At 62.7% G+C, this 23,247-nt stretch carries 26 protein-coding genes and 1 tRNA gene; 15 read left to right on the forward strand and 12 right to left on the reverse strand.

The genetic code is table 11. The features are described from left to right. The first annotated feature begins 88 nt into the window (after positions 1-88). On the forward strand, positions 89-259 hold the full coding sequence (locus tag B2696_RS07870; RefSeq protein ID WP_075730563.1) for a DUF4236 domain-containing protein: 171 nt from the start codon (positions 89-91) through the stop codon (positions 257-259). Between the two features lie 36 nt (positions 260-295). Beyond that, positions 296-1,582 (forward strand): threonine/serine ThrE exporter family protein, encoded by a 1,287-nt coding sequence (locus B2696_RS07875; RefSeq protein WP_376778870.1) that lies wholly within the window; start codon positions 296-298, stop codon positions 1,580-1,582. Here B2696_RS07875 and B2696_RS07880 read toward each other — a convergent pair. Next, positions 1,556-2,416, reverse strand: coding sequence for an A/G-specific adenine glycosylase (locus tag B2696_RS07880; RefSeq protein WP_075730561.1), 861 nt, complete (start codon positions 2,414-2,416; stop codon positions 1,556-1,558). The genes B2696_RS07875 and B2696_RS07880 overlap by 27 nt on opposite strands. Positions 2,417-2,462: 46 nt before the next feature. Here B2696_RS07880 and B2696_RS07885 point away from each other — a divergent pair, with 46 nt between their 5' ends. Both B2696_RS07885 and B2696_RS07890 read left to right on the forward strand, forming a co-directional pair. Next, a complete protein-coding gene (locus tag B2696_RS07885; protein WP_286954920.1) occupies positions 2,463-3,089 on the forward strand; it encodes a carbonic anhydrase in 627 nt (208 codons plus the stop codon). Between the two features lie 58 nt (positions 3,090-3,147). Beyond that, positions 3,148-3,891, forward strand: coding sequence for a hypothetical protein (locus B2696_RS07890; RefSeq protein ID WP_286954921.1), 744 nt, complete (start codon positions 3,148-3,150; stop codon positions 3,889-3,891). Here B2696_RS07890 and radA read toward each other — a convergent pair. Beyond that, entirely contained in the window at positions 3,888-5,264 is a 1,377-nt protein-coding gene (gene radA, locus B2696_RS07895; RefSeq protein WP_286954922.1) for a DNA repair protein RadA, read from the reverse strand. The two genes, B2696_RS07890 and radA, sit on opposite strands and share 4 nt — an antisense overlap. A gap of 177 nt (positions 5,265-5,441) precedes the next feature. Between radA and B2696_RS07900 the strand changes: the two genes are divergently transcribed. From B2696_RS07900 to B2696_RS07915, 4 genes are read left to right on the forward strand one after another with little or no spacing between them, the layout of a single operon-like run. Beyond that, positions 5,442-5,816, forward strand: a complete 375-nt coding sequence (locus tag B2696_RS07900; protein ID WP_286954923.1) for a hypothetical protein — start codon at positions 5,442-5,444, stop codon at positions 5,814-5,816. A gap of 12 nt (positions 5,817-5,828) precedes the next feature. Then, a complete protein-coding gene (locus B2696_RS07905; RefSeq protein ID WP_286954924.1) occupies positions 5,829-6,359 on the forward strand; it encodes an ABC transporter permease subunit in 531 nt (176 codons plus the stop codon). After that, on the forward strand, positions 6,359-6,847 hold the full coding sequence (locus B2696_RS07910) for an ATP-binding cassette domain-containing protein (RefSeq protein WP_286954925.1): 489 nt from the start codon (positions 6,359-6,361) through the stop codon (positions 6,845-6,847). The genes B2696_RS07905 and B2696_RS07910 overlap by 1 nt, the downstream gene beginning before the upstream one ends. Positions 6,848-6,901: 54 nt before the next feature. Beyond that, positions 6,902-7,930 (forward strand): ABC transporter substrate-binding protein, encoded by a 1,029-nt coding sequence (locus B2696_RS07915; RefSeq protein WP_286954926.1) that lies wholly within the window; start codon positions 6,902-6,904, stop codon positions 7,928-7,930. A 128-nt stretch (positions 7,931-8,058) separates the two neighbouring features. On the opposite strand, the gene B2696_RS07920 is transcribed toward B2696_RS07915, so the two are convergent. Then, on the reverse strand, positions 8,059-8,646 hold the full coding sequence (locus B2696_RS07920) for a hypothetical protein (protein WP_286954927.1): 588 nt from the start codon (positions 8,644-8,646) through the stop codon (positions 8,059-8,061). A gap of 319 nt (positions 8,647-8,965) precedes the next feature. On the opposite strand from B2696_RS07920, the gene B2696_RS07925 reads away from it, so the two are divergent. From B2696_RS07925 to rlmB, 5 genes are read left to right on the forward strand one after another with little or no spacing between them, the layout of a single operon-like run. Next, entirely contained in the window at positions 8,966-9,556 is a 591-nt protein-coding gene (locus B2696_RS07925; RefSeq protein WP_075730557.1) for a CarD family transcriptional regulator, read from the forward strand. Between the two features lie 43 nt (positions 9,557-9,599). Beyond that, positions 9,600-10,304, forward strand: a complete 705-nt coding sequence (ispD, locus tag B2696_RS07930; protein ID WP_286954940.1) for a 2-C-methyl-D-erythritol 4-phosphate cytidylyltransferase — start codon at positions 9,600-9,602, stop codon at positions 10,302-10,304. Beyond that, on the forward strand, positions 10,297-10,809 hold the full coding sequence (gene ispF / locus B2696_RS07935; RefSeq protein ID WP_286954928.1) for a 2-C-methyl-D-erythritol 2,4-cyclodiphosphate synthase: 513 nt from the start codon (positions 10,297-10,299) through the stop codon (positions 10,807-10,809). The genes ispD and ispF overlap by 8 nt, the downstream gene beginning before the upstream one ends. 49 nt (positions 10,810-10,858) lie before the next feature. Then, positions 10,859-12,277 carry a cysteine--tRNA ligase gene (cysS, locus tag B2696_RS07940; RefSeq protein ID WP_286954929.1) on the forward strand — a complete coding sequence of 473 codons (1,419 nt, stop codon included), beginning with the start codon at positions 10,859-10,861 and terminating at the stop codon, positions 12,275-12,277. A 16-nt stretch (positions 12,278-12,293) separates the two neighbouring features. Continuing rightward, complete coding sequence (gene rlmB, locus B2696_RS07945) at positions 12,294-13,250, forward strand: 23S rRNA (guanosine(2251)-2'-O)-methyltransferase RlmB (RefSeq protein ID WP_075730554.1); 957 nt, start codon at positions 12,294-12,296, stop codon at positions 13,248-13,250. Here rlmB and B2696_RS07950 read toward each other — a convergent pair. The 4 genes from B2696_RS07950 to B2696_RS07965 are packed head-to-tail and all read right to left on the reverse strand — an operon-like array spanning position 13,247 to position 16,732. Then, positions 13,247-14,086, reverse strand: coding sequence for an alpha/beta hydrolase family esterase (locus B2696_RS07950; RefSeq protein ID WP_075730553.1), 840 nt, complete (start codon positions 14,084-14,086; stop codon positions 13,247-13,249). The genes rlmB and B2696_RS07950 overlap by 4 nt on opposite strands. A 24-nt stretch (positions 14,087-14,110) precedes the next feature. After that, positions 14,111-15,064 carry a metal ABC transporter permease gene (locus B2696_RS07955; protein WP_286954930.1) on the reverse strand — a complete coding sequence of 318 codons (954 nt, stop codon included), beginning with the start codon at positions 15,062-15,064 and terminating at the stop codon, positions 14,111-14,113. Then, entirely contained in the window at positions 15,042-15,743 is a 702-nt protein-coding gene (locus B2696_RS07960; protein WP_286954931.1) for a metal ABC transporter ATP-binding protein, read from the reverse strand. The genes B2696_RS07955 and B2696_RS07960 overlap by 23 nt, the downstream gene beginning before the upstream one ends. Then, positions 15,743-16,732, reverse strand: a complete 990-nt coding sequence (locus B2696_RS07965) for a metal ABC transporter solute-binding protein, Zn/Mn family (RefSeq protein ID WP_286954932.1) — start codon at positions 16,730-16,732, stop codon at positions 15,743-15,745. Before B2696_RS07965 ends, B2696_RS07960 begins: the two co-directional genes overlap by 1 nt. A gap of 107 nt (positions 16,733-16,839) precedes the next feature. Between B2696_RS07965 and B2696_RS07970 the strand changes: the two genes are divergently transcribed. Then, a complete protein-coding gene (locus tag B2696_RS07970; protein WP_286954933.1) occupies positions 16,840-17,973 on the forward strand; it encodes a LacI family DNA-binding transcriptional regulator in 1,134 nt (377 codons plus the stop codon). Here the strand turns inward: B2696_RS07970 and otsB are convergent. The 5 genes from otsB to thrE form a co-directional block, all read right to left on the reverse strand. Then, positions 17,951-18,757: a trehalose-phosphatase gene (gene otsB / locus B2696_RS07975; RefSeq protein ID WP_286954934.1), complete on the reverse strand. Its 807-nt coding sequence runs from the start codon at positions 18,755-18,757 to the stop codon at positions 17,951-17,953. The genes B2696_RS07970 and otsB overlap by 23 nt on opposite strands. A 29-nt stretch (positions 18,758-18,786) precedes the next feature. Next, positions 18,787-19,287: an META domain-containing protein gene (locus B2696_RS07980; RefSeq protein WP_286954935.1), complete on the reverse strand. Its 501-nt coding sequence runs from the start codon at positions 19,285-19,287 to the stop codon at positions 18,787-18,789. After that, positions 19,284-20,714 carry an alpha,alpha-trehalose-phosphate synthase (UDP-forming) gene (locus B2696_RS07985; protein WP_286954936.1) on the reverse strand — a complete coding sequence of 477 codons (1,431 nt, stop codon included), beginning with the start codon at positions 20,712-20,714 and terminating at the stop codon, positions 19,284-19,286. The genes B2696_RS07980 and B2696_RS07985 overlap by 4 nt, the downstream gene beginning before the upstream one ends. A 3-nt stretch (positions 20,715-20,717) precedes the next feature. After that, positions 20,718-21,080, reverse strand: a complete 363-nt coding sequence (locus B2696_RS07990) for a hypothetical protein (RefSeq protein ID WP_075730546.1) — start codon at positions 21,078-21,080, stop codon at positions 20,718-20,720. Positions 21,081-21,151: 71 nt separating this feature from the next. Beyond that, entirely contained in the window at positions 21,152-22,759 is a 1,608-nt protein-coding gene (gene thrE, locus B2696_RS07995; protein WP_286954937.1) for a threonine/serine exporter ThrE, read from the reverse strand. Between the two features lie 151 nt (positions 22,760-22,910). On the opposite strand from thrE, the gene B2696_RS08000 reads away from it, so the two are divergent. After that, a tRNA-Thr gene (locus tag B2696_RS08000) sits at positions 22,911-22,983 on the forward strand. Positions 22,984-23,247: the final 264 nt, after the last annotated feature.

The following is a 23,247-nucleotide window of genomic DNA, read 5'->3' on the forward strand; positions in this document are numbered from 1 at the left end:
CGGGGAGACTGGTGCAGTGAGAAAAGCATGAGCCTAGGCTAGCCAAGATGAAGTGGCCGCGGGGCGCAGTTGCGCTAGAGTTTAAGGCATGGGCCTTCAATATCGTTCACGCAAAAAGACCGGCAAGAATAGCTGGATCAACGTCTCTGGATCGGGTGCCTCGCTTTCTACGAAAGTGGGCCCGGTGACCTTCAATTCCCGCGGCGGCATGTGGATTAACTTGCCTGGCGGGCTGAACTTCCGGGGTCGTTGGCGTTAATTCATGTCCTTTCAACCCGGTAGCAACTACGTCCGCATGGGTATTGAGGCGGACGTTGTTTTGCGCCTTGGCATGCTCCTGATGGGGGCGGGGACCTCTGGCTACCGCGTGCTGCGCGGCATGAAACGCGCTGCGCGCGCGTTGGGTTTTGACAGGCTTGATGCCAATGTTGGGGTCACCCAGATTACGTGCACCTTCCACCAGGGGCGTTCCTTTCGCACCGTGGTGGCGCAGCAGCATTCGCCGGCGGTGGATGCCTCGCGCATTGAGGCACTCGAGGATCTCACTCACCACCGGCTGCACTATGGCATCACGGCAGAAGAGCTCACGGCCATGCTCGACGAGATCGAGTCCAACGTGGTCAAGCGCTGGAATGGGTGGATTTTGGCCTGCGCGGCAGCTGTTGCCTGTGCCTCCTTCGCTGTTTTGAATTACTTCCCGGCCTATGCGGTGGGTCTGGTGGCGATCTCGGCCTTCTTGGGTCAGTTTGCCCGGTGGGGACTGCACCGCCAGCACGTGCACCAGCTGGGGTGCATCGTCGCCGCGGGCACGGTGGCCAGCCTGTTCTACTTCTTCAGCACTGAGGCCTTAGACGCGCTGGGCCTGGCGACCTCGGCGGATTATTCCTCCGGCTACGTGGCGGCGGTTCTCTTCCTCATTCCGGGGTTCCCGCTGTTCTCGGCGCTCATTGATTTAGCCCGCTTCGACTTCGAGGCGGGCATGGCGCGCCTGACTTATGCGGTCACGGTCATCATTACGGCGACGTTTACCGTCACCATGGTCACTTGGTTCACGGAGCTCACGCCCAGGCCTGGTACGCCCGATCCGCAGCCTTTGTGGTTTGCCGCCGCAGCCACGGCGAGCTTTTGTGGCATCGCCGGCTTTGCCCTCCTCTTTAATTCTTCGCGGCGCATGGTGCTGGTGGCCGCATGTGTGGGCACAGTGGCCAATATGACGCGAATCTTTCTTGCGGAGTTCGGCGGCACGGCTTATATGGCGGCCTTCATCGGCGGCCTCATCGTGGGGATGCTGGGCGCGGTGGCCGCGCGCCGGGCGCATCTGCCGCGGATTACCACCACAGTTCCGGCCTCCGTCATCATGATTCCAGGCACGGCGATGTTTCGCACCGTTTATCACCTCAACGCCGGAAACATGGACCAGGCCTTGAGCAATCTGGCCACCGCCTGCATGGTGGTGCTGGCCATAGGCTCTGGCCTCATCGTGGCGCGGCTCATCACGGACCGCGATTGGGCGCTGGGGCATCTCATTGACTTCAACCATCGCCCTTCGCCACCTCTAGAGGGGCAGGCGAAAGAGTCCTGAGGGGTCTTGTTCGGCGAGGCCGTCGTCAAGCAAGGATGCCAGGGCGCGGGAGCGTTGCGCGGCGTCGGGCCAGACCACGTCGATGTCGGCCTGAGGAACCGGGTGGGCGGCCGCTCGCAGCACGTCGAGGATGAGCCCGCGCACCTGCCTGTCAGTGCCTTGGAACTTCTGGACTTTTTTCTTCGCACGGGCGAGTTCCTGCTCGTTCGGCGGCGGACAGCCATCCTGGAACCAGGCGCAGGTTGGCCGCAGCGGGCAGTGCGCGCAGTCGGGGTTCTTGGCGGTGCACACCAGGGCGCCGAGCTCCATGAGAGCGGCGGAGAACCGGGGTCCCTGCAATTCTGGCAGGAGCGTGGCCACCTCACCCAGCTCCTTCTTCGACGCCCCCGGCGCCAGGAAAGTGCCGCTGACAGCGCGCGCATAGACGCGGCGGACGTTGGTATCGACCACGGGCACGTTATGGCCATAGTGGAAACAGGCCACGGCGCGCGCGGTGTAGTCCCCGATCCCCGGCAGGGCCAAAAGCTTGTCGACGTCGTCTGGAACAGGCTCATCCCCCAGCACCTGCGCGCACTCCCACAGCCGCAGGGCGCGACGCGGGTAGCCCAGCTTGCCCCAGGCGCGCAGAACCTCGGCGCGAGAGGCGCGCGCGAAGCTGGCCGGGGTGGGCCAGCGGCTCATCCACTCCTCCCAGACGGGAGCCACGCGGGCGACGGGGGTTTGCTGGCTCATAACCTCGCTGAGCAGCACTCCCCAGGCGCTCGTGCCCTCTTTGCGCCAGGGCAGCGGGCGTTCGGCGGCCTGAAACCAGACCAATAGAGCTTGCGTATCCATCAAGCCAATCAGTCTAGAGGCAGTTGGTCGGTCTATAGTAATGGGTATGCCACTTAGTAAAGTTCCACACGAACCACAAAAGGTATGGGAAGCCCTGCAGGAGGGCAATAGGCGTCTGGTGACGGGAAACGTCATCGCCGTGAGCCAGATGGCGGACGAGCGCTACCAGCTCACTGCCGGACAAGATCCGCGAGTCATCGTCTTATCCTGCTCGGATTCGCGCGCCCCGATTGAGCACGTGTTCAACATTGGCTTCGGTGATGCCTTCGTCATCCGTACCGCCGGTCATGTCTTGGATAACGCCGTTCTGGCTTCTTTGGACTATGCGCTGGAGAATCTGCACGCCAACCTCTTGGTAGTCATGGGGCATCAGTCCTGCGGCGCAGTTGCTGCGGCGGCCTCTTTCCTGTCCGGCAAGAGCGATCTTCCCACTGGCCTGCAGCGCCCCATTATTGAGAAGGTCGCAACGTGCGCCCTCGTTGCCCAGCGCGCTGGCCGGGATACCACCGCCGATTTCGAGCGCGAGAACACCGTGCAGACCGTCTCGCAGATCATCTCTGATGTGCCCGCGGCACGCCGTCTGCTTGATTCCGGCACCCTCGGCGTGGTCGGCGCGCGCTACCTGCTGGAGGATTCCAGCGTAGAGACCGTGGCCACCCACGGGGTCAAATAGCCAGACACGCGGCGCGCGGTGATGTTATCTGACCCGCTCACACCCTAAAATTGGGGGCGTGACTAAACCAAATCCCGCGCAACCGAAGAAGCTGCCCCAAGAGGTCTATACCCGCCGCCGCGTCGCGGCTTTGGTAGTAATCCTCGTGGTTGTGGCGCTCTTCATTTGGGCGGTCACCTCGCTCTTTGGCGGATCGGGGAAGGACAACAACGCCGATTCCGTCGCGGTGACCTCGACCACCGCGCCGCAGGAGACGTCCGAGGCCGCCGCGACCTCGGAGACTTCGCAAAGCACAGAAAGCACAGAAAGCACAGAAAGCTCAGAAAGCTCTGAGACCGAGGAATCTGCCAAAAGCTCTGAGAGCGAGAAGGCCTCCGAGCCCAGCACCCCGCTTGCCGCGGATGCGAAGCGGACCTGCGAGCTTGCGGACCTGCAGATTACTGCTATAGCGGCAGAGGACACCTTTGCCCCGGGTGCGCTGCCGGTGTTTTATATGCGCGTGCACAACCCCACGGCGGCGGACTGCGTTATCAACCTTGATGAGAATCAGCTGCGCTTCGAGGTCTATGGCCTGTCCACCAACGCGCGGATGTGGGCGGATACGGATTGCTACCCGGCGGTGGAGACCGGCGAGCAGGTATTCAAATCCAATTCAGACCGCAACTTCAAGGCGGAGTGGTCGCGGCGTACCTCCAAGCCGGGACAATGCACGGACCGCCAAGAGGCGCCCACCGGCGGCTACTACGTGCACGCCGTCTTGGGAGATAACCCCTCGGCGCCGACGCCCTTCAACCTGGCCTAAGAGGCAAGCAGGGAGATGGCCTCGCGCAAGGTGGAAGCCTTGCGCACCTTGATCCCCGTGGCGGTGACCTTTGTATTGGGCACGATGGCGCGGGTATAACCCAGGCGTGCGGCCTCGGCCAGGCGCCTATCTAGGCCAGGAACCGGGCGCAGCTCGCCGGCTAGTCCCACCTCGCCGATGACCACCATCTTCGGCGGCAGTGGTTTCTCGTGCAGCGAGGACCAGGTGGCTAGAGCCACCGCGAGATCGGTGGCGGTCTCGAGGATGCGCATGCCTCCCACGGTGGCGACGTAGGCGTCCTTGTCATTGGTGCGCTCGCCCGCGCGTGCCTGCAACACTGCCAGGACCATGGGCACGCGGTTGGAGTCGAGGCCGGTGACCACGCGGCGTGGGTTCTTTGCCACCGGATCGACGGTCAGTGCCTGGACCTCGGCGAGGATGGGGCGCACTCCATCCATGGCCACGGTGACGGCGGAACCATCCGGCGTGCTGCCGCGGTGGGAGAGGAAGAGGCCTGAGGGATCGGAGACTTCCCGGATGCCGGTGGCGGTTTGCTCGAAACAGCCCACCTCATCGGTGGCGCCGAAGCGATTCTTGATGCCGCGCAGCATGCGCAGGCTCGACTGCTTATCGCCCTCGAAGTTTAAGACAACGTCCACGAGGTGCTCGAGGACGCGGGGACCGGCGACGTTGCCGTCCTTGGTCACGTGGCCGACTAAGAGGATGGGGATGCCGGTGGACTTGGCCAGGGTGGTCAGCGCGGCGGTCACGGCGCGCGACTGGGCCACCCCGCCTGCTACTCCCTCGACGCCGGCGGCATGCATAGTCTGCACGGAGTCCACGATGATAAGTCCGGGCTTGAGGGCGCTGACGTGGCCGAATACGGTGTCGAGGTTGGATTCCGCGGCGAGGTAGAGGCTGTCGTGGAGGGCGCCGGTGCGCTCGGCGCGGGCGCGGACCTGGCCCGCGGATTCCTCCGCGGTGACATAGAGCGCGGTATGGTCTTGGGCGGCCCAGCGCGAGGCCACCTCGAGTAAAAGGGTGGACTTGCCCACGCCGGGCTCTCCGGCCATGAGGACAACGGAGCCTGGCACGAGGCCTTTGCCGAGCACGCGGTCGAGCTCGCCGATGCCGGTGGGAAGGGTGCGCGTGGCCTGCGCGCCGACTTTTGTTATGGGCACGGCCGGGCTGGTGGGGGTCAGCCCTGGGGTGAGCTGCCCCGTCACGGCTGCGGCGGCGGCGCCACCGGAAGCTGCGGGAGTGGATTCTTGCAGGGTGCCCCATTCCCCGCACTCGGGGCAGCGTCCCAGCCACTTAGGAGAGACGTAGCCGCACTCTGAGCACGTATGAACCGGGCGAACTTTCTTAGCCATTCCCTAAGACTAAGCCATGGCCCGGACACGGCGTGTGGTGGCGCTAAACGGCAAGCCTTAGATTCACCCAGAGTGAATTGAACGGTCTATCTAGACTAGACCAAGATGTCTACGTAAAGTCTCGCTTCAAGCCCCGTACGGTGCGGGAAAGCACACTTATAAGAAGAGAGACAACACATGACAAGCACACTAGATACTCGGTCCTTCGGGGTAGCGGCGGCTTCGCCAAGCGCGCGCAACCCCGAGCCTGCGCCTACAGCGACGGCTGAGGGGAGGGTCATCCCGCGCCGGAACTGGGGCCTCTACGTGGCCTCGGCCGTCGTCATATTCCTGCTCGCGCAGTTCCTGTGGTCCTTAGTCACCGTCAAAAACTATCAGTGGGACGTCTTCGCACAGTACTTCTTCAACGACGCCATCCTGCGCGGCCTGCGGTTGACGCTGGTGCTCACGGTGGTGTCCATCATCGGCGGATTCCTGCTGGCGGCGCTGCTCGCGCTCATGCGGCTGTCCTCCTCCGCCATCCTCAACTCCGCCGCCTTTGGCTACGTGTAGTTCTTCCGCTCCGTGCCGCTGCTGGTGCAGATCCTCGTGTGGTACAACCTGGGCTACCTCTATCCCACCTTGGGCCTAGGGACCACGTTCACCACGAACTTTTGGATCTACGAGGTGCAGACCACCTCGCTCATCTCGGCCTTCTTCGCCGCGGCGCTGGGCATTCCCCGGTCCAGGCGCTTCCTGCGCATCATCGTGCCCCAGGCGGCCCGGTCCATCGTGCCCAATGCGTTCAACGAGATCATCGGCCAGGTCAAGGGCACCTCGGTGGTATTCATCGTGGCCCTGCCGGAGCTGTTCTATACCGTGCAGGTCATCTACAACCGCACCTCGGAGCCGATTCCGCTGCTCATGGTCTCCGTGGCCTGGTATGCCCTCATCACGACCGCGCTGTCCATAATCCAGTACTACGTGGAAAGGCATTATGCCAAGGGCACGCAGCGCCAGCTTCCACCCACGCCCTTCCAGCGCCTGCGTCACTGGGTTGCCACTAGCTGGGCCGCGCTTGGCGAAGCCCCCACCACCGCAAAGGTAAAGAACTAATGACCACAGCATTTACTCCACAATCCGTGTCCAAGAAAGAAGCAAAGAAGGAGGGCCTGGTAGAGATAAGCCACGTCCACAAGTTCTATGGGGAGCACGAGGTCTTAAAGGACATCTCTTTGACCGTAAACCCTGGCGAGGTGGTGTCCCTCATTGGGCCCTCCGGCTCGGGCAAGTCGACGCTGCTGCGCACCATCAACCACCTGGAGTCGATCGACTCGGGGGATATTACGGTCGACGGCGAATACATTGGCTACCGCCGCAAGGGCGACCTGCTCGCCAGCGTGGGGCTCGCTGACAAGGGGGAGGACTACCCTAGGCAACTCTCCGGAGGACAACAGCAACGCGTGGCCATTGCCCGCGCGCTGGCGCTTGACCCTGATGTCATCCTCTCCGACGGCGCCCCGGTGGAGTCCGGTACCCCTGAGCAGGTATCAGACCACCCGCGCCACGAGCGCACACGGGCGTTCATTGAAAGCATCCTCTAGAAGCGCTTGTGAAAAATCTCGACCAAAACTCCCCACAGAAAAGGAAGAATCAACATGGCTTTAAGTAAGAAACAAACCGGCGTGGTAGCAGGCGGCGTCGTCCTCTTGGTGGCATTGGCTGTCGCTATCGCTGTCGCGTTTCGAGGCGATGATTCCTCAACTACTGATAGCTCCGCCGTGAGTCCGGTGGCAGACTCGAACGCAGAGGGCGGTTTCGACCTTAGCTCACAAAACGCCAAAGATAGACCGCGACAAGTCAAGGTCGATGAGGCGGTTCAAGCGTTGGAGAAGAGCGGCTTTAAGCCGGTCGAGCCGGGAAAGCTTACGGTAGCCATCGCGGTCGGCACCGCGCCGCTTAATATCTACGCTGAGGACGATAACACCACGCTCATCGGCTCCGAGGTTGATTTCGGACAGCTTGTGGCTGACGGCCTTGGGCTAGAGTTCAACCCTGTGCCCGTGAGCTGGGCAGATTGGCCCCTTGGAGTATCTTCTGGCAAGTATGACCTAGTTACGGCCAACGTGACAGTGACGGAGGAGCGCCTAGATATCTTCGACATCGCAACCTATCGCGTAGACCTGCTCGGTTTCTACGTCCAGAAAGACAATGAAATTGAAAAGATCGAATCCGCGGAGGACATCAGCGGATTGAAGATAGTTGTGGGATCCGGAACCAATCAGGAGGAGGTGCTATTGCGCTGGAATGAAGAACTAGAAGCTGAGGGGGAGAAGCCGGCGCAGCTCGTGTATTACGATGATCAAACCGCAGCCCAGCTCGCTCTGCAGGCTGGCCGCGTTGATGCCACCTTTGGTCCGAATGCCACGGGAGCCTTCGCGGCCCGCAATACCGGCGATACCAAGCTTGTCGGTTTGATTCCTGGTGGCTGGCCACTGACTGCCAACATCGGTGCGACTACCAAGAAGGATAATGGTCTCATTGAACCAGTTGCTATCGCCCTTGGCAATGCAATTAAGGACGGCGCTTACCAGGAGGTTCTCGACCGCTGGGGCCTTGAGGGCGAGTCAGTCGAATCCGTGGAGATTAACCCGCCGGGCCTGCCGCGCAAGTTGGTGCTGAACTAAAACCCCGGGAACTTCAGAAGCAAGAATACGACCGTGGTCCTCCCCAAGTCCGGAAAGAACTGGAAGTGGGGAGGAGCACGGTCGTATTTGATGCAAGGAGCGCCGCACCTCGCCCGCCTGAGTGAGCTCTAGTGGCCCGAGTGTGCTTCCTCGGTGGTGTAACCGGGGGTGGACTCCACGTCACGGTTGTACTCGCCGGCCTTGAGGGGGGATGCGGCAATAGCGGCGTTGACCTCAAGGGTGCCATTGGAGAAACGGAAGACTACCGGGCGGTAGCCGGCGTAGCCGTAGTCATCATTCTTCAACGTGGTGGCAACGTACTGGACGGTGTCGGTGTTGTGCTGATCAAAGGCCGCGAGGTTGGCTGCAGAATCGGCCACGATGGACTGATCGCGGGTGAGCGGCTTGAGGCTGCCCAGCGCGACATCCTGACCGTCCACGGAGACGGAGTCGAGGGAGATGACGTCAGTCTTATAACCCTGGTGGATGGCGTTGAACTTCAGCGCGGCCGCACCGGTGTCAGGCTCGACGAGGATGGTGACATCGCGGACGGCGACCTTACCGTCCTCGGTGGCCGCGGAGGTGCCGTCAACGGCGGCGACCTTATCGGACGTTTGGGTGACGTGACCTGCCGAGCAGGAAGCCAGCGCCAACGCGGACAGGGCGGTAACGGAAATAATGGCACCGCGGCGGGCGGCGGACTTCAGGGACTGCACTTTCAGTGTCCTCCATCGATTGCGATCACAGAGCTTATCAACGATTTAGCCTAGTCCCTTTGGGTGCGAAGTACACAGTTTCGCTAAAAGCTCGCGGTTAGGCCACGGGGTAATACGGGGGTATCCAGTCCGTGTTGCTTTCCCTTAGTGGGTATAGGAAAAGGGCTGGACTTCGGCGCGTGCTAGAATTGGCGGTCTGTATGCGTGGCGTCGTCTGGGCGGCGCTGCCGTCGAGAAGCGCAAGGACTATCGCGGACCCGCGTCCCTTGATTTATACCAAGCGTGACGGGGGATGGATCCGCAGCTAAAAGGAGTGGCAATGGAGTTTAAGGTCGGAGAGGTCGTTGTTTACCCGCATCACGGCGCGGCGATGATCAAGGATATCGAGCAGCGCGAAATGGGCGGAGAGACCCTCGAGTACCTGGTTCTCCAGATCAATCAATCCGACCTCGTAGTCCGCGTCCCTTCCAAGAACGCCGAGTTGGTTGGCGTGCGTGACGTCGTTGGCAAAGAGGGCCTAGAGAAGGTCTTCGCCGTCTTGCGTGAGGAAGACGTGGAAGAGGCCGGCAACTGGTCGCGTCGCTACAAGGCCAACCAGGAGCGCCTGGCCTCGGGAGACATCAATAAGGTCGCCGAGGTAGTGCGCGATCTCTGGCGCCGCGATCAAGATCGCGGGCTGTCTGCAGGCGAGAAGCGCATGCTGGCCAAGGCACGCCAGATTCTGGTCGGAGAGCTGGCCTTGGCCAAGCCCGTCGATGAGAAGAAGGCGGACACCATGGAGGAGGAAATCCAGGCCACCATCGAGCGCCACCGTGCCGCCGGATTGGTGGAGGATAAGTCCGTAACCACCAGCCTCGATAGTGAGAACGACATTGACCTCGCGGACCTGTCCTTCGACGACAAAGAATAAGGGCCAGGGCGGCGGCGCTAGGGTAGGTGCCCGCCGGCCGGTCATCGCGCTTATCGCCGCGGCCGGCCAGGGCACTCGGCTGGGCGCCGAGATCCCTAAGGCCTACGTGGAGCTGCGCGGCAAGACGCTGTTGGAGCGCTCCGTCCAGGCGATGGTGAACTCGCAGATCGTCGATTCCATCCTCATCGTCGTCAGCCCGTCCATGGAATCCCACGCCAGGCAGGTTCTTTCCGGCGTCGATTGTCCCGTGAGATTTGTCCACGGGGGCGGAGAGCGCGCGGATTCCGTGTGGGCGGGCCTGCAGGCCGTGGAAGATGAGGATGCGGTGGTGCTCATCCACGACGCGGCACGCGCTCTAACCCCTCCCGGGCTCATTGCCAGGGTGGCCACGAAGGTCTTGGAGGGCAACCCGTCGGTAATACCGGTCGTGCCTGTGGCCGACACCATCAAGACCGTCGAGGACCACGTTGTGCAGGAAACGCCGGATCGCTCCCGCCTGCGTGCGGTGCAGACCCCGCAGGGTTTTGATCTTGCACAGCTGCGTCACGCAAATGAGGCCTATTTTTCTGGGCAGCAGGATTTCCTCGCCACCGATGACGCCAGCCTGATGGAATGGTTTGGGGTCCCCGTGGTCACCGTCCACGGCGATCCCATGGCATTTAAGATCACCACCCCCATCGATATGACCTTGGCCCGCACGGTGGTCGACGAGGCCGAACCGACCGTATTTGAGGTACCCAGTGACTAGCTCCAGCGCCAACGCGGCACCGATCATTCCCCACGTGGGCATCGCCACCGACGCCCATCAGATAGAAAGCGGCAAGCCCTGCTGGATAGCGGGCCTGCTTTTTAGCGCGGACGATGGCTGTGAGGGGCACTCGGACGGAGACGTCGTGGCCCACGCCTTGGTTGATGCGCTTCTCTCCGCGGCGCACTTGGGTGATCTTGGTTCCTTCGTCGGCGTCGGACGCAAGGAGTATGACAACGTCTCTGGCGCACGGTTGCTCAAAGAGTGCCGGGAGCTTTTGGAATCCCACGGCTTTACTATTGGTAACGCGGCCGCCCAGCTGGTGGGCCAAACTCCCAAGATGGGACCGCGCCGCGCGGAGGCTGAAGCAGTGCTATCCGAAGTCGTCGGCGCACCCGTGTCAATCTCCGCAACCACCACGGATCACCTAGGTTTTACCGGGCGCAAGGAGGGCCGCGCTGCGGTGGCCACCGCGGTGGTCTGGAAACAGTCGCCGGAGCTCTAGCACCCCGAATGCGTGAGGGGATAAGGCGGCGTCTACTAGGATGGCAGGCGTGACTGCATCCGTGACTGAAACAAAGCCTGCCAGCAAACTCCGCCTCTTCGATACCGCTACGCGCACCCAGCGCGAGTTCGTGCCCGTCATCCCCGGGCATGTGTCTATCTACTTGTGCGGTGCCACCCCGCAGGCCCAGCCCCATATTGGGCACCTGCGTTCCGGAGTGGCCTTCGACATCGTGCGCCGCTGGTTCCTTGCCCAAGGCTATGACGTGGCCTTTGTGCGCAACGTGACGGATATTGATGACAAGATCCTCACCAAGGCCGCCGAGAATGGACGCCCCTGGTGGGAGTGGGTATCAACCTATGAGCGCGAGTTCGCCAAGGCCTATGAAACCTTGGGCGTGCTCCCGCCCTCTGTGGAGCCGCGGGCAACCGCCTTTGTCACCCAGATGGTCGAGTACATGCAGCGGCTCATGGACCGCGGCTTTGCCTATCCGGCTAGGGGCTCGGTCTACTTCGACGTGCAAGCGTGGGTCACCGCGGAAGGCTCTGACTATGGCTCGCTTTCCGGCAACCGCGTCGAGGAGATGGAGCAGGGCGAGAGCGACATCGAGGGCAAGAGGGGTCCGCAGGACTTCGCGCTGTGGAAGGCGGCCAAGCCGGGCGAGCCTTCTTGGCCTACCCCGTGGGGTCGGGGCCGCCCCGGCTGGCACCTGGAGTGCTCGGCTATGTCCACCTATTACCTCGGATCGAATTTCGATATTCACGGCGGCGGCCTGGACCTGCAGTTCCCGCACCACGAGAACGAGATTGCGCAGTCGCACGCGGCGGGCGATAAGTTTGCCAATTACTGGATGCACAATCACTGGGTGACCATGGCGGGCGAGAAGATGTCCAAGTCCTTAGGAAATGTGCTCTCCATCCCGCACATGCTAGACCTCGTGCGCCCGGTGGAGCTGCGCTACTACCTGGGTTCCGCGCACTATCGCTCGGTGCTGGAGTACTCAGAGGCTGCCCTGACGGAGTCTGCGGCTGGTTATCGCCGCATCGAGGATTTCCTGCAGCGCTTCGATGATCTAGAGGCAGGGGAATGGACGCCGGAGTTCGCCGCCGCCCTCAACGATGACATCGCGGTGCCGCGCGCCTTGGCGGAGATCCACAACCGTGTGCGCGAGGGCAACAAGCTCCTCGCGGCGGGTGAGGCTGATAGCGCCCGCGCGGTGGCGAAGTCGGTCCGCGCCATGGCGGGAATCCTGGGCTTTGATCCTTTGGCGCCACAATGGAATGATGGTGCACTAGCTAGTAATGCAGATGCGGCCTTGGACGCCCTCGTTCACGCTGAACTGGAGCGCCGTGCCGAGGCTCGCGCGCGCCGGGACTATGCCAGCGCTGACGCAGTCCGTGACCGCCTGACGGCTGCGGGCATCACCATCACAGACACTCCAGACGGCCCCACCTGGTCGCTGGCCTAAGGAAAGGACTTTCACCATGCCAAGAATCCATGGCCGCGGCGGCGCGGGAGCACGCAAGACCAACAAGAAGGGCGCCCTCAAGGGCACCGGAGGCCAGCAGCGCAAGGCCCTAGAGGGCAAGGGCCCCACGCCCAAGGCCGAGGACCGCGTCTATCACTCCAAGCACAAGGCCAAGATCGCGCGGGAGCGCCGTAATTCGGGGCGCCACCAGAAGGAAACCGCCGAGATGGTGGTGGGCCGCAACCCGGTCATCGAGTGCCTGCACGCCAAGGTGCCTGCCACCTCCCTCTACATCGTGGCCGGAACCCGCAATGATGCTCGTCTCTCCGAGGCGGTGGCCATTGCCAACTCCCGCAACTTGCCCATCCTCGAGGTACAGCGCCACGAGATGGATAATATGACCGGAAACGGCATGCACCAGGGCATCGGCCTGCAGATTCCGCCCTATAAGTATGCAGAGGTCCACGATCTCATCGCCGAGGCCAAGGATTCCACGCGGCCGGGCCTTTTCGTCATCTTGGACAACATCACCGACCCGCGCAACCTCGGCGCGGTCATCCGCTCCGTGGCTGCTTTCGGCGGCAATGGCGTCATCATCCCGGAGCGCCGCTCGGCTTCTGTCACCGCCGTGGCTTGGCGTACCTCCGCGGGTACTGCCGCACGCCTGCCGGTGGCACGCGCGACCAACCTGACGCGTACGGTGCAGGAGTTCCAGAAGAATGGCTACCAGGTTGTCGGCTTGGATGCCGGTGGCGAGCACACTCTCGATAGCTATGATGGCGGCAAGGATCCAGTGGTCATCGTCATCGGCTCCGAGGGTAAGGGAATCTCTCGCCTCGTGCGCGAGAACTGCGATGCCATCATGTCCATCCCCATGACGCCGTGGGTGGAGTCCCTTAACGCCTCCGTGGCAGCCGGTGCGGTGCTCTATGAGTTCTCTCGCCAGCGCCGCCTAGCGCAGCGCGAGGACTAACGCCTCAAACCGAAGAAGCGCTCGACCACGTTAGCCGCGCGAAAAGCGTCGGTAGTGGCGCCAAGGCGCGGATCTATCTCGTTGCCGGAGGGGATGACGTGGCCCACCCCTTCCATGGTGAGCAGCTCCACCGGGTTATCTGCCTCCCAGCGGCGTAGTTTCACGCCGGGATAAGGGGCGGTTATCTGCGGGCGGGAGTCCGCGCCGTTCAAGGCGGCGAAGTGGCGTGCCGTCCACTCTGCCGAGGTCACCGGTCCGCGGGTACGCGCCGCATCGATGCCTGCCACGCCGCCCTCATAGGGAGCGAGGGGATCGGAGGTGCCGTGCATGAACAGCACCGGGGTGGGGATATAGGCCGACTCCGGGTTGCTGGGGGCGTGGTTAGCCCCTTCGCCCAAGGTGGAGGCGAAGATGCAGGCGCGGTTGATGAGCCCGGGGGCGTCGAAAAGCAGGCGCAGGACCATCTGCCCACCGTTGGAATAACCGCACGCCAACGTGCGGGAGGTGGAGAACTCCGCGCGCATGAGGCGGATAAGCTCGCGGGTAAAGGCCACATCATCGATGCCGAGCTCGCGCGCGGCAACGGGCAACTGCGCCCGGCAATCGTTGAAGTGGCGGTCCACGCCATCGGGGTAGACCAGCACTGTGCCGGTGCGCTGCGCCAACTCATCGAAGGTGCCGTTGGTGAAACGCCGCATGACGTTGCCCGATTGCAGGGATCCGTGGAAGAAGAGCAAGAGATCGGGGTGCGGGCCCAAGTGGGAGGGCTCGACCACGAGGAAGGTGCGGGTATGCCCCTGAAACTCTATGCGGCGGCGATGCAGCGTGTAATCCATGGGGGTCAAGTTTAGTCCTGCGTTCTAATCGGGGTGCGCGCAGCGCTCGTTATGGGTGCTGGTGTGGTGCTCCTCGCCCGCGGCGGCGAGCTCGAGCTGGGCCTTGGTCCCGCGTGCGGCGGCGATATCATCGCGCACGGCACGACGCCCCCGCAGCCAACCCACGAGCCGGCACACCAGGTAGATGATGAAGGAAATCGTGGTGACGAAGACGGAGACCGGCAGGCCAGGCGCGAGCGAGAGGAGGAAGCCTCCCACCGCGGAGATTTCGGCGAAGAAGGTGGCCCACAGCACCGCGCGCAGCGGCGAGGAGGTAATCTGCACCGCCGCGGCGCCCGGGGTGATGAGCAGCGCCATGACCAGCAGCGAACCGACAATCTGCACCGATTGGGCCGCGGCGAGGCCGACGAGGATGGCAAAGCCCACCGCGATGGCGCGGGTGGGAACACCTGCTGCCTGGGCCATGATGGGATCGGCGGAGGCAAAGAGCATGGGGCGCCAGAATAAGAAGACCACGGCGACGATGATGAGCGTGGTGAGCCCCAAAAGCCATACCGAGGCGGCGGTGACGCCGACAATCTGTCCGGTCAGCAGCGTCATGGCCGTGGTGGCATTGCCGGGGTAGAGGTGGAGGAAGAGCACCGAAAGCCCCAGCCCGAAGCTCATGACCACGCCGATGGCGCTGTCTTGCTGGCCCTTGAAGCCGAGCACGGCCAAGATGATGGCGGCTACGATGGCACCGGCGATGGCGCCGAAGCCGATGTTGGCGCCGAAGAGCAGCGCGGCGGCCGCACCCATGAGCGCGAGCTCGGAGGTGGCGTGGACGGAAAAGGACATCTGCCGCAGCACGATAAGGGAGGTCATCACCCCGGAAAGCACGCCGAGGAGGGCGCAGGCGATAAGCGATGATTGAACGAAGTCAACCCCGAGCAAATACTGGGTGTCCTGAATGAAGCTAGACAACGATGAGCCTCCCATCGACCTTGATGACGTTGACCTTGGAGCCGTAGAGCTCGGAGAGGACCTCCGAGCGCATGACCTCATCCACGGTGCCGTAGAGGTGCCCAAAGGGCGCTATGTACAACACGTTGCTGATGAAGTCGAGCACCGGGTTGATGCTGTGGGTGACAAAGATGATGGAGGTGCCGCGCTCCCGACGCCACTTATCCAGCTTCTGCACGGTGTCTTCCTGCCGCGCCGGGTCGAGGGAGAGCAAAGGCTCGTCCGCCAACAGCAGCTGGGGGGAATTGGCCAGCGCCTGGGCCTGGCGGATGAGCTGCTGCTGCCCGCCGGAGAGCTGACCAACACGGCGATCGGCGATACCCGTGGCGCCGACCTCCGCCAGAAGCTCATCCACCTTCCCGCGAGAAGGGCGCCGGTTGCGCAGCGTGCCATGCGCCAGCGAGAGGGAGACCAGATCCCGCGCGCGCAGGGGCAACTCGGCCGGGAACATGCGCTGCTGCGGGATATAACCCACCCGGCAGTTGACGTCCACGGAGCCCGCGGTGAGCTTGCGGGTGCCCAGGATGGTGCCGAGCAGCGTGGATTTTCCCACGCCATTGGGGCCCAAAACGGCGATGAACTCGCCGCTGTTGACGGCGAGATCCAAGTGCGACCACAGCGGTTCAACCGCCGCATCCTTAAAACTTAAAAGCACTAGGCCTTAACTTTCTGTAGCGAATCAATGACCCCAGAGTAGTAGTCCAGGAAGGAGGTCTCCTCCGAGGGGGTGTCGGCGATCTCTACGATCGGGATGTTCTTCTCCTCCGCGGCATCGTGGATGCGCTGGGAGATGTCGGTCTCGGTCTGCGGGTTGTAAATGAGCAGGTCTAGCTTGCCCTCGTTGATGACCTCGAGGAAGCGCGCGAGATCCGCCGCGGTAGGATCGCCCTCGGAGATGGTGGCCTTGCGGAATCCCTCCGGGGTGACGTCGGTGGCGGGGGTGTACTTCATGATGTAGTCCGCAATGGGCTCGGTCTGCGCGTAGTTGAGCTTAGGCAGTTCTTCCACGCGCCCACGCAGGGCTTCCATCTTATCCACCAGCGGCCGGCGGGTGGCGCCGGCTTCGGGGTCCTTGTCATTGATAAGATCCTCGACTTCGGTGGCTACCTTTTCGATGGCGGCGGAGTCATACCAAATGTGCTCGTTGCCCTCGATGTTGGTGATCTTGGAGGGGTCTTGCTTGGCGATGTCCTTCGCCTCCTGCGGCGTAACCACGTCAGGCTCATCATCGAGCTTGCCGTGATCGGTCAAAGGCAGCGCGGAGATGATGTGATCCTGGTCGGAGACGGCCTGGTAGATCCAGGAATCGTAGCCGCCACCGTTGACGATCAATACGTCGGCGTCGTTGGCGCGGGCGATGTCTGCGGCGGTGGGCTCAAAGTGGTGCGGGTCGACGCTATTGCCCTTGACAATGGGATCGACGTTGACGGTAACGCCATTCGCGGTATCGGCCACGGCCTTGGCTACATCTGCCCAGATGGAGGTGGAGGCAACGATGTTGATGGTCTTGTCCTTGTCCGCGGAAGCAGCGGAGTCGGAAGGGGTCGAGGAGGACCCCGCCGAGCAAGCGGTGGCGAACAAGAGCGCGCCGCCGGTCAGGAGCGCGGCGGCGGGGCGTAGATAACGAGGTCGTGTGATATTCATGTTTGATAGTGTGCGATTATTGAAAACAATTGTCAAGTGGAAACCTATTGAAAACGTGCGCGCAAGATGTGAGCACCACTGCCTGCACACCAGGTAGGCTGGCCTGCATGGTAAAACGCAGCCAGAACCGCAAAACCCTCGCCTCCCTGGCTGCGGAACTCGGGGTATCACGCACCACCGTCTCCAACGCCTATAACCACCCGGACCAGCTCGCCCCCGCCACCCGCCGCCGCATCCTGGCCGCGGCGTCGGCACACGGCTACTCCGGCCCGGATCCCACCGCGCGCAACCTGCGCACGCGGCGCGCGGGTTCCGTGGGCGTCCTGCTCACCGAGCACCTCTCCTATGCCTTCGAGGACATGGCCTCCGTGGACTTCCTCGCCGGAATGGCGGAGGCCTCCGCCGGCGCGCGCACCACCCTCACGCTCATCCCCGCCGGCCCCGATACCGCCGGCGATAGCAACGAGCCCATGCGCCTTATCGGCGGCGCCGCCGTGGATGGATTCGTGGTCTATTCCGTGGCGGCCGGGGACGCCTACCTGGAGGCGGTCACCCGGCGCGGCCTCCCAGTCGTCATCTGCGATCAGCCTACCGACGCCGGGCTGCCCTTCGTCGGCATCGATGATTATGCGGCGATAGCCCCCGCCGCCCAGGCCCTCGTCGACGCGGGGCATCGCCGCATCGCCATTCTCACCATTCGCCTCCAGCACGCACGCACCGATGGCTTCGTTCCCTATTCTCAGCTGGCGCATGCAGACATGCACGTCCAGCGCGCCCGCGTACTTGGTGCCCTGGAGGTTTTCTCACGCGCCGGGATTGACCCGGAATCTGTCCCCGTCATGGCCAGGCACATCAACGAGCCGGCCAACGCGCGTGCGGCTGCGAGCCTGCTTATCGATGCCCACCCGGACATCACCGCCGTCTTGTGCACCACGGATTCTATGGCCTTGGGCGTTATCGCCGAGGCCGCCGAGCGCGGCCTGCGCGTCCCGGAGGATCTCTCCGTCACCGGCTTCGACGGCATCGCCCCCGCCCTCAATATCGGTCTGAGCACCGTTATTCAACCCAACAAGGCCAAGGGCGCGGCGGCAGGGCACCTGCTTGCCCAGCTTATCGACGACGCCTTGGACGACACTCCCCAGCACAGCACCAACCACAACGCCGAGCTCTCGAGCACACGCCGGCTTTTGCCCACGCGCTTTTCACCTGGCGCGAGTGTTAGCGCTCCGCGCGCGCAGTAGCGCGGGCATGAGCCAAGGCCACGAGGAACTGTGTAGCTGCGGCGGTATCGGCCAAGTGCAGGCGGGCGGCAGTCTCGCCCTCGCCGATCTTCACCCCGAGATCTGGCGGCTGCACGAGGACGCGGAACCCGGACTCGTCCGTGACATCATCGCCCAAGAAGACCACCGCGGTAGCATCCACGCGCTCGCGCAGGAGTTCAATCCAGGAACCCTTGCTCGCCGTAGTGGCGGAAAACTCGATGACGGACTTGCCTGCGGTGCGCGGAAATCCAGCTGGGTCCAACTGCAGGCCGGCCTGGTAGGCCGCCTTGGCCGCGTCCGGGTCCTTCAGTTCTAGTTTGCGCAAGTGCAAGACGCGCTGGAAGGGCTTAATCTCAATCTCCGCGCCGGGGAAGCGCTCCATCAGCTTCCGGATCTCCGCCTCCTTGGCATCGAGGTGCGCCTGCATCTGCGGGCTAAGGGCGGTGGACTGCCAGGAGGATTCCGCGCCGTGCGAGCCGCCGAATACTACCGGCTCCTGCACGGGGCAGACCCTGCGTAGGCCTTCGAGGTGGCGGCCGGAGAGCACGGCCGCGGTGGTATCTGCCGTAGTGGAAAGCGCAGTGAGCGCCTCGAGGGCGCGGGGATCGGCCTCAGCCTCGTAGATGGAGGCGGCAAAGGGAGCGAGGGTGCCGTCGAAGTCCGTGACCACCGCCAGGTGCGGGGTATCCGCCAGCTCCGCGATGTGTTCTACAGCGGCTTTATCTAGGCCTTCAACTAGGCCCATATCCAAGTCTCTATCCATATGCCCTGAGCTTACGCGGTGCGGCAGCGCTACAGCGAGACCATGCGCAGAGCAGGGGAATCGATGGCGTCGGTGCGCAGGGTGAGCACGAGCTGATTATTCGGATTCATGCGGATGGAAAATTCGTGGCCGGTGGCCATGAGGTTGCGCATGTGTCCATCGGTCCAGCCGGCCGCACCCTCGCAGTCCTCCTTAGGGGTGTCGTAGACAATCTCATTGAGGCGCAGCGTGTCGGCCTCGCGGATATTGGTGCGCTCCTCGCCGCCGTGATAGGACACGTGCCCGCGGAACTGCGCGCAACCACTGCTGCCCACCAGGGAAGACTCCCCGAAGCTTATCTGCGGGACATCCACGAGTGACTCCGGCACGGTGGAGGCGGCATCCGGGGCAGTGTAGATGGACACGACCTGCCAGTCCTTGCCCACAATGCGGTCATCCCCAGGGGCTTGCGGGGCCTCCGGCGCGTTGGAGCCGCACGCAGCGCAGCCGAGCATTGCACCCGCCGCCACGCTGAGAAGAAGCTTCCTCACTTGCGCTTAGCCTCCTTCAGCGAGTCGAGGAAAGCCCGCGACCACAGCTTGACGTCATGCGTCATCACCTGCTCGTGCATGATCCGCATGCGCTCGGCCATGACCTCCGGCTGATCCTCCAAGCCCTTGATGGCGGTGAGCAATGACCTCTTGACTGATTCGATGTCGAAAGGATTGCACAGATTGGCTTCCGGCAGCTCATCGGCCGCACCTGCGAACTCGGAGAGGACAAGCGCGCCCTTGGCATCATCGTGGCAGGCCGCGTACTCCTTGGCCACGAGGTTCATGCCATCTTTGAAAGGCGTGACGAGCATGATGTCAGCCAAGCGGTAGAGCAACCGCAGGACTTTCTTATCTATAGAACGATGCTGGTATTGCACCACTGGCTTGCCCAGCTGCGAGAAGCTCCCATTGATGCGCCCCACGGCCTCTTCTACTTGCGATCGCGTCTTCTTATAATGCTCGATGCGCTCGCGCGAGGGCGTGGCAATCTGCACCAACGTGACCTCGGCTGGGTCAAGCGCCCCAGTCTCCAGCAGCTCCTCGAAAGCTAGCAGGCGCTGCAGGATGCCCTTGGTATAGTCCAGGCGGTCCACGCCGAGGATGACGTGCTTGGGAGTGCCCAGATCGGCGCGCAGCTTGTCGACGCAAGCTAGGGCCGCATCATCAAAATCAGTGAACTCATCGACTTCGATGGAGATGGGGAAGGCCCCTACTCCCACCGAGCGCCCGTCTGGGGTCTCGATATGCGCGGTGATCTTGCGGGTCGAGACCTCTCCGCTCACGGGAAGCTCGAGGCGCTGGGCTAAGTCGAGGAAGTTGCGGGCATTGGACTCGAGATGGAAACCAATGACATCTGCCCCGAGCAGCCCGCGGACCAGCTCGTCACGCCACGGCAGCTGGCTATAAAGATCGGCCGAGGGGAAAGGAATATGCAAGAAGAAACCGATGGTGAGATCGGGGCGTTTCTGGCGCAAGATGCCAGGAAGAAGCTGCAGCTGATAGTCCTGCACCCAGACGGTGGCGCCCTCGGCTGCGACTTCTGCTACCTCATCTGCAAAGCGGAGGTTGACCTCGCGATAGGCGTACCACCAGTCCAGATTGTAAACGGGCGGGACGATGAGATCGTGGTAGAGCGGCCACAGGGTGGCATTGGAAAAGCCCTCGTAGAAGCCCTCATAATCCGCCTGATTGAGACGGACTGGGTGCAATAGGATGCCATCATCGGTATAAAAGGGATCCGGCGCGGCATCGGGTACGCCCGGCCAGCCCACCCAACAGCCTTGCTGAGTGCGCAAAACCGGGGAAAGTGCCGCGACAAGTCCGCCGGGGGAGGCACTCCACGTGCGGGTTCCGTCTGGCGCGGTGTTGAGGTCAACCGGCAGACGGTTGGCCACTACTACAAAGTCATTGTCGCGGCCGCTCATGGTTTATGCCTTCTTCGTGGTCTTTTTAGCCGTGGATTTAGTCGCCTTCTTGGCGGTCTTCTTCGTGGCTTTCTTGGCCGTAGACTTGCTGGCCTTCTTAGCCGTTTTCTTGGTGGCCTTCTTCGTTGCCTTCTTGGCAGCGGACTTGGTGGCCTTTTTAGCGGGTGCGGCATCGGCCTGCTCTGCCAAGACCTTTTTGTGTACCAAGCCCTCTGGGGAAACCCCCAGCATCGACATCAGCGTCACGCCATCAAGGAAATCGCGGGCGTAGGTTGCAACAATGCGACGGGCAGCGAGTGCGGTCTCTTCCTCGACAGCATGCGTTTGGTCAGCATTAGGCTGAGTGTCGGTGACCTTTGGTGGCACGAAGTCCTCCTGCACAAATAGAAATGAAGTTGAAGATAGCTTTTAGACAGGCCATTCTACGCTAAGGGCTACTACTTTGGCTCTTTGGGCGCGGAAGGCGGTGGCGTGGCCGTGGCCGCCGAGGACTCAGCAGACTTCGAAGGCTTCTTCGGCCCCAGCTTGGGAGGCAAGACTGGGCGGTTCACGCGCGGGGCAAAGGGCGAGAGCGGGACGCGCGGAATCCGCGGTGCCCGCTGCGTCAGGCGCGCGGCACGGCGGAAGGAGTAGCGGCCGAGCCTCTTGAAGGCGCTATAAGGCCGGAAGTACTTGGGCCGGCGCAGCCTGCGCGCCACGCGCTCGCCTAGAACCACCCCGGCGGCGAGTGCGCCGGTAATGGCCAGAGCCTTGGCGAGGTTACTAAAGCCGGTGATCATCTGCTCATTGAGAGTGGCATACATGCCGCGGTACAGGCTGAGCCCGGGAAGCATGGGTGTATAACCCACGATCATGGTGATGAGCGGCGGCATCATGTAGCGCCGGGAGAGCAAGCCGCCAGCTAGGCCCACGGCCACCGCGGCAATGCCGCAGGCAATAACAGAGGTCACGCCGAAGGGGATGACCACGAAGTAGTAGAAAACCATGCCGGCTGCTGCGGTCGCCCCGGAGACGAGCACCTCGATTCTGGAAGCGCCGCAGGCCAGCGCGAATGCGGCTGAACCGATGCTGCCGCAGGCGATGAGCAGGGGCACATGGTGGTAGACCGGCGGTGCGATGGTGGCAAGCGGTGGCAGGCTAAAGCCCAACCAACTAGAGAACTGGATACCCACGCCGACTCCACCGATGATCGCGCCGGTGGACATGATGGCCTCGAAGAAGCGCGCAGCGGAGGTAACCGGGGCGCGGGTAATACCGTCGACGAGGCATTGCACCAACGTCAGACCTGCCACGAGCACGATGATCCCGGAGCTGATGATCTGGGAAGGCGAGAAGTTGATGCCATAGCCTGCGGCCACGTTGTACAAGATCGCCGCTGGCACAACGACGATGAACCCGCCGGTCACGTTTTGATAGAAGGGCGGCAGCCGGTAGTTGGCCAGCCACATGTTGATGCCCATGATGAGTACGGAGACGAGGAAAGAGATAACTCCCACGAGGGCATCGCCGCCGAGCATGACAGCGAAGGTCCCGCCCATTACGCCCCAGCCTAGAAGCACCTGCCACCGCGGATAGGGCGGGCCCATAGCGTTGATTTCATCGAGGCGCTTTTCCGCCTGGGCTGGGGGAGTGGTGCCCTGGTGAATGGAACGGATGAGCCGGTCCACTGCGGATAGGCGCGAGAAGTCTACTGTAAGAGAAGGGGCGACGCGGAAGACGTGGAGGTTGCGGCGCGACTCACCCGTGCCGATAGCGGTGTGGATGGTAATCGTATTCATCACGATATCGACGTGGCAATAATGCAGACCATAAGAAGAGGCCACAAGGTGAATCTGCGCCCGCGCATCCGAGTTGGCTGTGCCGGCGCAGATGAGGATCTCACCGATTCGGGCCGCGATCTCCATGACGCCGGTGACCTGTGCGGCATCGGTGAGGTCGACGGGTGCCAGCGGGGAGGGCGGCGGGGCGGCTTTGGCGGCGTCGATGGTGGCGAAGTTGCCGGAGGAAGCCCGGAAGCGATCCCGCATCGAGGAAAAAAGTGACACGCAAGAACCCTTTTAACGTACGTGGAAACTGGTCAATGGCGATATGCCTGAACTCTATCCCCTAGCCGGAAAAAGTGCACCGGTGGGGCCTACTTTTTTTAAACAGACCAGGCCTCAGGTAGCATTCCTACTTGCAGCCTGGTGCTGCACTGCTGGAGTGGCGCAATTGGTAGCGCAACGCACTTGTAATGCGTAGGTTGCGAGTTCAAGTCTCGTCTCCAGCTCAAAAAATATCCCCTAACCAGCGTCATCCGCACGCTTACGGTAGTAGCGCGCAGTGATAGGCGTGGACGAAGGCCCCAACTGGCGGGCTGCTTGCGCTCTCTGTGGCGGTCATTCCGCAGGTGTGTATTAAGGACGGAAAGAGCCGGCTTGGCCGGCTGGGTGTGTTTTTGGGGTGCTGGAAGTCGCCGTTGGGCTCCTGTGTGGCCCTAACGGCTAGTGCGTGTGCGGTGGCTGCCAGACTATCTTCCCGCCCTTACGGGCCA

The sequence above is a fragment of the Corynebacterium sp. UBA4397 genome (genome assembly GCF_002390965.1).
GTDB classification, from domain to species: Bacteria; Actinomycetota; Actinomycetes; order Mycobacteriales; family Mycobacteriaceae; genus Corynebacterium; species Corynebacterium flavescens.